This window comes from Terriglobia bacterium (genome assembly GCA_036496425.1).
Lineage (GTDB): Bacteria > Acidobacteriota > Terriglobia > 20CM-2-55-15 > 20CM-2-55-15 > 20CM-2-55-15.
This window is the reverse complement of sequence record DASXLG010000283.1, coordinates 1-6,786: the sequence shown is the minus strand read 5'-3', so window position 1 is coordinate 6,786 and position 6,786 is coordinate 1. Positions and strand designations below refer to the sequence as shown.

9 protein-coding genes are annotated in these 6,786 nt (G+C 58.3%); 5 read left to right on the top strand and 4 right to left on the bottom strand.

Annotated elements, in window-relative coordinates:
- Both VGK48_20635 and VGK48_20630 read left to right on the top strand, forming a co-directional pair.
- A partial coding sequence (locus VGK48_20635) for an alpha/beta hydrolase-fold protein (protein ID HEY2383589.1) occupies nt 1-819 on the top strand: 819 nt, incomplete at its 5' end.
- A gap of 63 nt (nt 820-882) precedes the next feature.
- Nucleotides 883-1,362 (top strand): hypothetical protein, encoded by a 480-nt coding sequence (locus VGK48_20630; GenBank protein ID HEY2383588.1) that lies wholly within the window; start codon nt 883-885, stop codon nt 1,360-1,362.
- Nucleotides 1,363-1,403: 41 nt separating this feature from the next.
- Here VGK48_20630 and VGK48_20625 read toward each other — a convergent pair whose 3' ends face one another.
- A complete protein-coding gene (locus VGK48_20625; GenBank protein ID HEY2383587.1) occupies nt 1,404-1,868 on the bottom strand; it encodes a phage tail protein in 465 nt (154 codons plus the stop codon).
- A gap of 123 nt (nt 1,869-1,991) precedes the next feature.
- Between VGK48_20625 and VGK48_20620 the strand changes: the two genes are divergently transcribed.
- Genes VGK48_20620 through VGK48_20610 form a run of 3 tightly spaced genes read left to right on the top strand, consistent with a single transcriptional unit; the run spans nt 1,992 to nt 4,950 of the window.
- Nucleotides 1,992-2,948 carry a VWA domain-containing protein gene (locus VGK48_20620; protein HEY2383586.1) on the top strand — a complete coding sequence of 319 codons (957 nt, stop codon included), beginning with the start codon at nt 1,992-1,994 and terminating at the stop codon, nt 2,946-2,948.
- A 50-nt stretch (nt 2,949-2,998) separates the two neighbouring features.
- Nucleotides 2,999-3,829 (top strand): hypothetical protein, encoded by an 831-nt coding sequence (locus VGK48_20615; protein HEY2383585.1) that lies wholly within the window; start codon nt 2,999-3,001, stop codon nt 3,827-3,829.
- Nucleotides 3,830-3,840: 11 nt separating this feature from the next.
- Nucleotides 3,841-4,950, top strand: a complete 1,110-nt coding sequence (locus VGK48_20610) for a peptidyl-alpha-hydroxyglycine alpha-amidating lyase family protein (GenBank protein HEY2383584.1) — start codon at nt 3,841-3,843, stop codon at nt 4,948-4,950.
- Nucleotides 4,951-4,977: 27 nt separating this feature from the next.
- On the opposite strand, the gene VGK48_20605 is transcribed toward VGK48_20610, so the two are convergent.
- From VGK48_20605 to VGK48_20595, 3 genes are all read right to left on the bottom strand, one after another.
- The gene (locus tag VGK48_20605) at nt 4,978-5,358 is read right to left on the bottom strand and encodes a hypothetical protein (protein HEY2383583.1); all 381 of its coding nucleotides are present in this window, start codon (nt 5,356-5,358) and stop codon (nt 4,978-4,980) included.
- An 18-nt stretch (nt 5,359-5,376) separates the two neighbouring features.
- A complete protein-coding gene (locus tag VGK48_20600) occupies nt 5,377-5,949 on the bottom strand; it encodes a TMEM175 family protein (protein HEY2383582.1) in 573 nt (190 codons plus the stop codon).
- A 6-nt stretch (nt 5,950-5,955) separates the two neighbouring features.
- Nucleotides 5,956-6,786: amidohydrolase family protein (locus VGK48_20595; protein HEY2383581.1), on the bottom strand; the 831-nt coding region annotated here is incomplete at its 5' end.

Genomic DNA, 6,786 nt, shown 5'->3' with positions numbered 1-6,786 from the left:
GCGGGCGGCGCTAGAGGAGCACGCGGTGACGGTGGCGCGCCGGCCGAGCCGCCGCAGCATCAGACTTTCCAACGTCAGGTCGCTGTCTACATTCCCGCCAGTTATGTACCGAACACGCCGGCGCCGTTCATCGTCGTGCAGGACGGACAGACATACATCAGCGCTGAGGGGAATCCGGTGACGGATAAAGCTTTCATGCCGCCGATGCTGGATAACCTGATCCATGAGAAGCGGATTCCGCCGATCGTCGCCGTGTTGATCGCGCCAGGGCCCGGCGCCCAGCGGTCGATCGAATACGACACGGTTTCAGATCGTTACACGAATTTTGTCGAGACTGAAGTGCTGCCCCGTATCACGAAGGATTACCAGGTGGCGTTCACAGCGGATCCCGAGTCTCGCGCAACGTTCGGCATGAGCTCGGGCGCCGCTGCCGCGCTCACCATGGCGTGGCTGAACCCGAACCTGTATCACCGCGTCGTCAGCTATTCGGGGACCTTCGTCGCACTCCAGCGCAACGCCACGGCGCCGAACGGCGCCTGGGACTTCCACCAGACGTTCATGGCGAATTCCGAGCGCAAGCCGCTGCGGATCTGGCTGCACGTCAGTGAGAACGACCTCGGAGCGGCCTCTCCCGCGGACCAGATGCGCAACTGGGTGATTGCCAATAACCGGATGGCATCCGTGTTGAAGGCCAAAGGATATCCTTATCAGTTCGTTTTCGCCGAGGCAGCGGGCCACGTCGATCAGCGCGTGCAACTTCAGACTATGCCCGAAGCTTTTGAGTGGGTGTGGAAAAGCTACAGGGCGGTCGGCAAGTAAACAGAGGCAGGTTGGCTACTCTTTCGGCACGGCCGGTAAATTGCACCCTGAACGATCGGGGTTATGCGAAGGCTTCTGGTTGTAACGGCGCTTACGTTGTGCTGGGGCGGTCAAACGTTTGCGCAGGCGGTTCCGGGTTTGACATATGCCTACTGGTGCCGAAATTTTGGAACCAGCGAAAATGGAATCGCAAGGCCGCTAAGCGGACTGCCGGTTACGGCAATCCTACTCCGATACCCCATCGAGGGTGAATCTTGCGGTCTGCTGTCCGGCTTTCAGCCCTATCTTCGTCAACACGATACCCAGCCGATAATGTTCCTGGCGGCGAATTCCGGCTCCAGGTCCGGTAGCGGCGCACTAACTTCCCGGCTGACATCCAATAGCTTTGGCCTCCGCTATCGGATTCGCGGGCTGGTCGTTAGAGGGAGTATCGGCGAGTACCAAGCCACCCGCCCGAATGCGCGGGTCTTCCTGGTGCGGCCCAATCCGGGCGGCCTGTTCCACCAGATCGAAGCTTCGGGCGGAATCGGGTTTTATTTCTAATTAACGCGATCTGTACGATCTTCACAGGGAGAACGACGGGGTCAGTACTCGTTCTTGATGACGAAGTAGGAACCGCGGATGGTTCCGGCCAGTTTCGATTTCTGCCTCGCGAACTTGAACCGCTCGGCGAGCTCTGCGGGAATCTCCATCCCTTCGGAGAGCTTGAACCCGACCGCCCGCTTCGCGGGGGAGTCGACGGTGTACATCACGTTGATCGACAGACCGCTCTCGTAGAAGACGTAGGCGATTCGGATGTTCTCAACCTGGAACGCCGTAGCCTCGAGAGGGCGGGATCGGATGACGATGTCGCGCTCTTCCTTGAGGATCCGGTGGACCCAATCGATGGTCGCCTTGGCGTTGCTCGCAGGCTCCACGCTGAAGACGTGGTCATACTTGTTCTTGAAGTAGCGGGCCTCGTGCGCCCGCAGACCAGCGAGCGCCGCCGCGACCGGCGACGACTGCAGACCGGCCGTCGAGACGGTCTCGAAATCCACGGTGTAGGGCATTAATGCACTCCTGCGCTACAGATTATAGTCCACTTTACTCATGAGTAAAGTGGACTGAGACTTTGCGGAAGGTCAATATGGTGTGGCGTCTGCTGGAACTGGCTATAATTAGCAGGACCCCTTATGAAGTACTTAAGCGCTGCGATTGCGTTCGCCCTGACGAGCGTCCTTCTGCTTGCGACTCAATCGGAGCGGCCGGACGAGGCGACTCCGTTAAAAGTGGACGTCCGCCTGGTCAATATTTATGCCACCGTGATCGATACTTCCGGGCGCTACGTCGACGGTCTGAAACAATCCGATTTCGTTCTTCAGGAAGACGGCCGCCGCCAGACGCTCTCGCATTTCGATCATAATCAGGACACGCCTGTCAGCGTCGGTCTCGTGCTGGACACCAGCGGCAGCATGAACGCCAAACTCGACACGGCCACCGACGCGATCGACCGCTTCATTCGAACCATCCATCCCGATGACGATATCTTCCTGATGGGTTTCGATACCGAAAGCTATCTCCTCCAGGACTTCACCAGCGATCGCAACAAACTCAGAAAGGCGTTGAAGCGCGCAGACTCGGGCGGCGGGACGGCTCTTTACGATGCGTTGCAGGACGGAATACGAAAGGTCAAACGCGGCGCGAACACGAAACGCGCCATCCTTCTGATAACGGACGGTCAGGACACCTCCAGCGACTCCACCTTTGCCCAGGCCAGGCAAACGGTGCGCGAATCGGAACTGCTCGTATATTCGCTCGGGATTTCCTCCGATGGCGAGGCTGGTGTCCGCCCGGGCCGTGGCATCGGCGGCGGCCCGCGGTCGCGAGATTCGGTCGACATGAACGTTCTGCGGACTTTTGCTTCCGACAGCGGAGGCCGGGCCTACGCCGTCTCGGAGAACATGCTTGGGGGAAAGAACAGCGAGTTTGACCGTATTCTCTTCCAGATTGCAGCGGAGCTCCGCAGTCAATACACACTCGGGTACTATCCCACGCATCCGGACGACGGCAAATACCACGACATTCAAGTCCGGACGCGATATGGGTACTCCGTCCGCGCCAGGCGCGGATACGTCGCCGGCAAATTCTGAATTCTTCTTTCTGCTTTGAGCTTTGACGTTTTGTGAATAATCTCTGTGGCATGAATTGGATCATCCTTCTTTTGGCCGCGTCTTTGCTTCCGGCCCCTCGCGTGAAGGACGAAAAGCTGAAGCCCGAGCAGCTGATTGCCAAACATCTCGCATCGATTGGCCCTGCCGATAAGCTGCAAGCCATCAAAAGCCGCGTCACAGCCGGCACAACCCACGTGGAGTTCACGGTCGGCGGCCACGCCAGCATGGATGGTGACGCAAACATTGTTTCTCAGGGCACGTCCCTGCGAGCTTTGTTCAAATATCCTTCGCTGGACTATCCCGGTGAGCTGCTTGCTTTCGACGGGAAAAGAACGACGGTAGGCCAGATCAGTCCCGGCAAGCGTTCTCCCCTGGGCAATTTTCTTTTCCATTACGACGACGCCATAACACACGGTCTCTTATTCGGCGTGCTCTCCACCTCCTGGGCTCTGGAGACTCCGGAGGGAAAGAAATCGAGAATGGAAGTCAGCGGGCCGAAGAAGGTCGATGGCAAGCTGGTGTACGAATTGAAATATGTGCCTCAAAATGGAAGCAATCTGACGGCGTATTTCGATTTCGACGCGGAGACGTTCCGTCATGTCCGCTCCCAGATGAAGGTGGAGGTCGTTTCCGCCCGCGCGAACCAGAAAATTACAGATTCGGCGGAGACCACGCTCTATACCATCAACGAAAACTACAGTGACTTCAAAGATGTCGACGGCTTGACGTTGCCGTATACGTACAAGATGGATTTTTCGATCGACATGCCGGGCGGCGGTTTTGTCGGCTCGTGGACGTATACGGTCAAGCAGGTTCTCCATAATCAACCGATCGACGCGAAGGCTTTTTTCCCGCAATGAGGAGGTTAACCGTGAAACGCTATGTCATCGTCCTGCTGATCATGCTACTGGTCGGCGTTGCATATGCTCAACGGGGACGGGGCAACCCCGAACAACAGGCCACGGCAGCCGCACAGAATCAGCTCGAGCAGAGCGTGCCCCAAATCGCTTACGATGCCACTGTTCTTCCGCTCGATCCGGCAGGCCATACGATTGGTGAAACCGAAGGCGTTGCGCTGAACTCGAAGAAACATCTGTTCGTCTATACGCGCAGCGGCAATAACGGTCCGGCGCGTGGCGGGCAGGCGGCGGAGCTCTTCGAATTCGACCAGACCGGCAAGTACGTGAAGGAATGGGGACAGAACGCGTACGGCTTCTCGTTCGCGCATGCGGTCAAGGTGGATAAGAACGACAACGTCTGGGTGGTCGATGAGGGCTCGAACATGGTGATGAAGTTCAACCCGCAAGGCCTCGTCACGATGGTGCTCGGCCGCAAGGACGAGTCGATCGATTATCTCGAGCGTTTCCTCGAAGAGGCTCGCCATACCGACGCAGCGGCGAACTCAGCTGTCGGAGCGGGCGCCGGCCGCGGCGCCACTTTTGCGCGGCCGACCGATGTTACCTGGGACAACGACGGCAACATTTTCGTGTCCGACGGTTACGATAATTCACGCGTTGCGAAATTCACGAAGGACGGCGATTACGTGAAGTCGATCGGATCGCGCGGCCCTGCCGCAGGACAGTTCAACACTCCGCATACGATCGCGTCGGATGCGAAGGGCAACATCTACGTCGGCGATCGCGGCAATTCGAGAATCCAGGTGTTCGACCCGGATCTCAATCCCGTCCGCATCATCAGTAATGTCCGCGCGCCGTGGGCGATCTGTATTTCGCCGCCGAACGCGCAGGGACAGCAGTTCCTTTATAGCGCCGACGCCGGCGGCAAGATCTACAAGGATGATCTCGACGGGAAAATGCTGGGCTGGTTCGGAACCATCGGGAAAAAGCAGGGCCAGTTCTATTGGGCGCACGAGATCCACTGCGTCAGCGAAAACGAGCTGTACGTCGGAGAAGCGCAGAACTGGCGGGTGCAGCACGTTGTGATGCATCCGGAAAAGAAGCAGGCGGCATCATCGCGCTGATGCTGTAGGCGCGGTCTATGGCCGCGTCTACAATCCGTTCAGCCGCCAGACGGCAAGCGCGCCCAGGATTCCAATGCCTGCCAGAATCTGGCGCTCGGTCGAAGGATCGAACGGATCCGATGCGGTTTTAAGTTTCATCCGAAGCTGCGTCATGCGGGAGTTGGTGTATGCACGGTAATACGTGGCTTCCTCGGCATCGTGGGCGGCCACGGCGTCGCCGTTATCGTCGAGACCGATCGGGAGTTGCGCCGGCAACGCAGGCAGCGAATCCGCGGGATCTGCCAGCCAGTTCGCTACCTTCGTTGCCAGGCTTCGGCCTCTATCGGCCGGCCAGCTCAGAATCAACACCGTCGCGACAATCCAGATCACCCGCCACTGCGCCTTGTTCGGCTGCCACACGTCCGCCATGTTAACAAATATAGCCTCTCAGAATCGCGCTTCGATCCGCCGGTCGGGCACCAGCCACATCAAAGCGACAACAACATACAATCCCGCCGAAATCCAGGAATGCGAGAGCAGCGCCAGCGGGATCGCGACGGCATAGAAGACAAGCGATATCTTGCCCTTGACGTCATTGCCTACTGCTGACGCGAGCTTCGAGTCAGGCCCCTGAGATTGAATGATGCTCGCTTGAAGAATGCGGTATGCCAGTCCCGACATGAGCAGCACGGTCCCATACATTGCCGTGGGCAGCGGGGAAAAATGGCTTTGTCCGCTCCAGTCCGTCACGTACGCCACGAGAGAAAGCCAGAACAAGAGATGCAGATTGGCCCACAAGATCTTGCCGTTCACGCGCTCCAGCGTGTGGAGCATATGGTGGTGGTTATTCCAATAGATGCCCAGAAAGATGAAGCTGAGCACATAGGAGAACAGGGTGGGAATGACCGGACGAAGAGCACTCCACTCGGATCCCTGAGGTACTTTCAGTTCCAGCACCATGATCGTGATCAGAATGGCGATCACTCCGTCGCTGAATGCTTCGAGCCTTGCCTTGTGCATTGCAGGTCATTCCCAGCGCACCACTTTACCGGCTTTCATCACAAACTTCACACGTTGAAGCTCGGTAATATCCGAGAGGGGATCGCCGGAGACCGCGATCAGATCCGCGAACTTTCCTTTTTCAACGGAACCGATGTCCTTCTGCCATCCGAGGACTTCGGCGTTGTTGAGCGTTGCGGCTTGCAGGACTTTCACCGGCGTCATGCCGGCGTGTTTCACGAGCAATTCGAACTCGATGGCTTGTGTTCCGTGAGGGAACGTATCGCCGTCGACGCCGCTGCCCACCAGCATTTTCAGGCCGGGCGTGGCGGCCGCCATCGTGACGGCCTTTTCGAAGATGGGAATCATCCGGAACTTTCCGCCGGTGCTGCGGGCGTCGTTGTCATCCATTAAAGGGATCGTGTAGCGGGCGAACGTCGGGTCGTAATAGAGGCCCTTTTGCACCATCGTCCTGGCTTGCGCCTGGCTCAGACCGTAAGCATGTTCGATGGTGTCGCATCCGGCGTCGATCGCGTTCTGCAGGCCTTCTCCACCGAAGACGTGGCAGCCGGCCTTATGTCCGAGCCGGTGCGTTTCATCGATGAGCGCCTGCAGGACGGGCTTGGGATACGTCAACTGGTACTGCGCTTCACCGGCCGGGCTGAACGAATAGGCGCCCGTCGGAAACAATTTGATCCAGTCTGCGCCGTGCTCGATCTGCGTTCGGACAGCGGCACGGGCGTCTTCCACGGATCGAACGACAGTACTCGCAAGCGGATTGTCGGGTGCCGATGGGTTCGGAGGTTGCGCACCCCAGACGATTCCCAGCGTCGATACTTGATAGCGTGGACCGTCAAT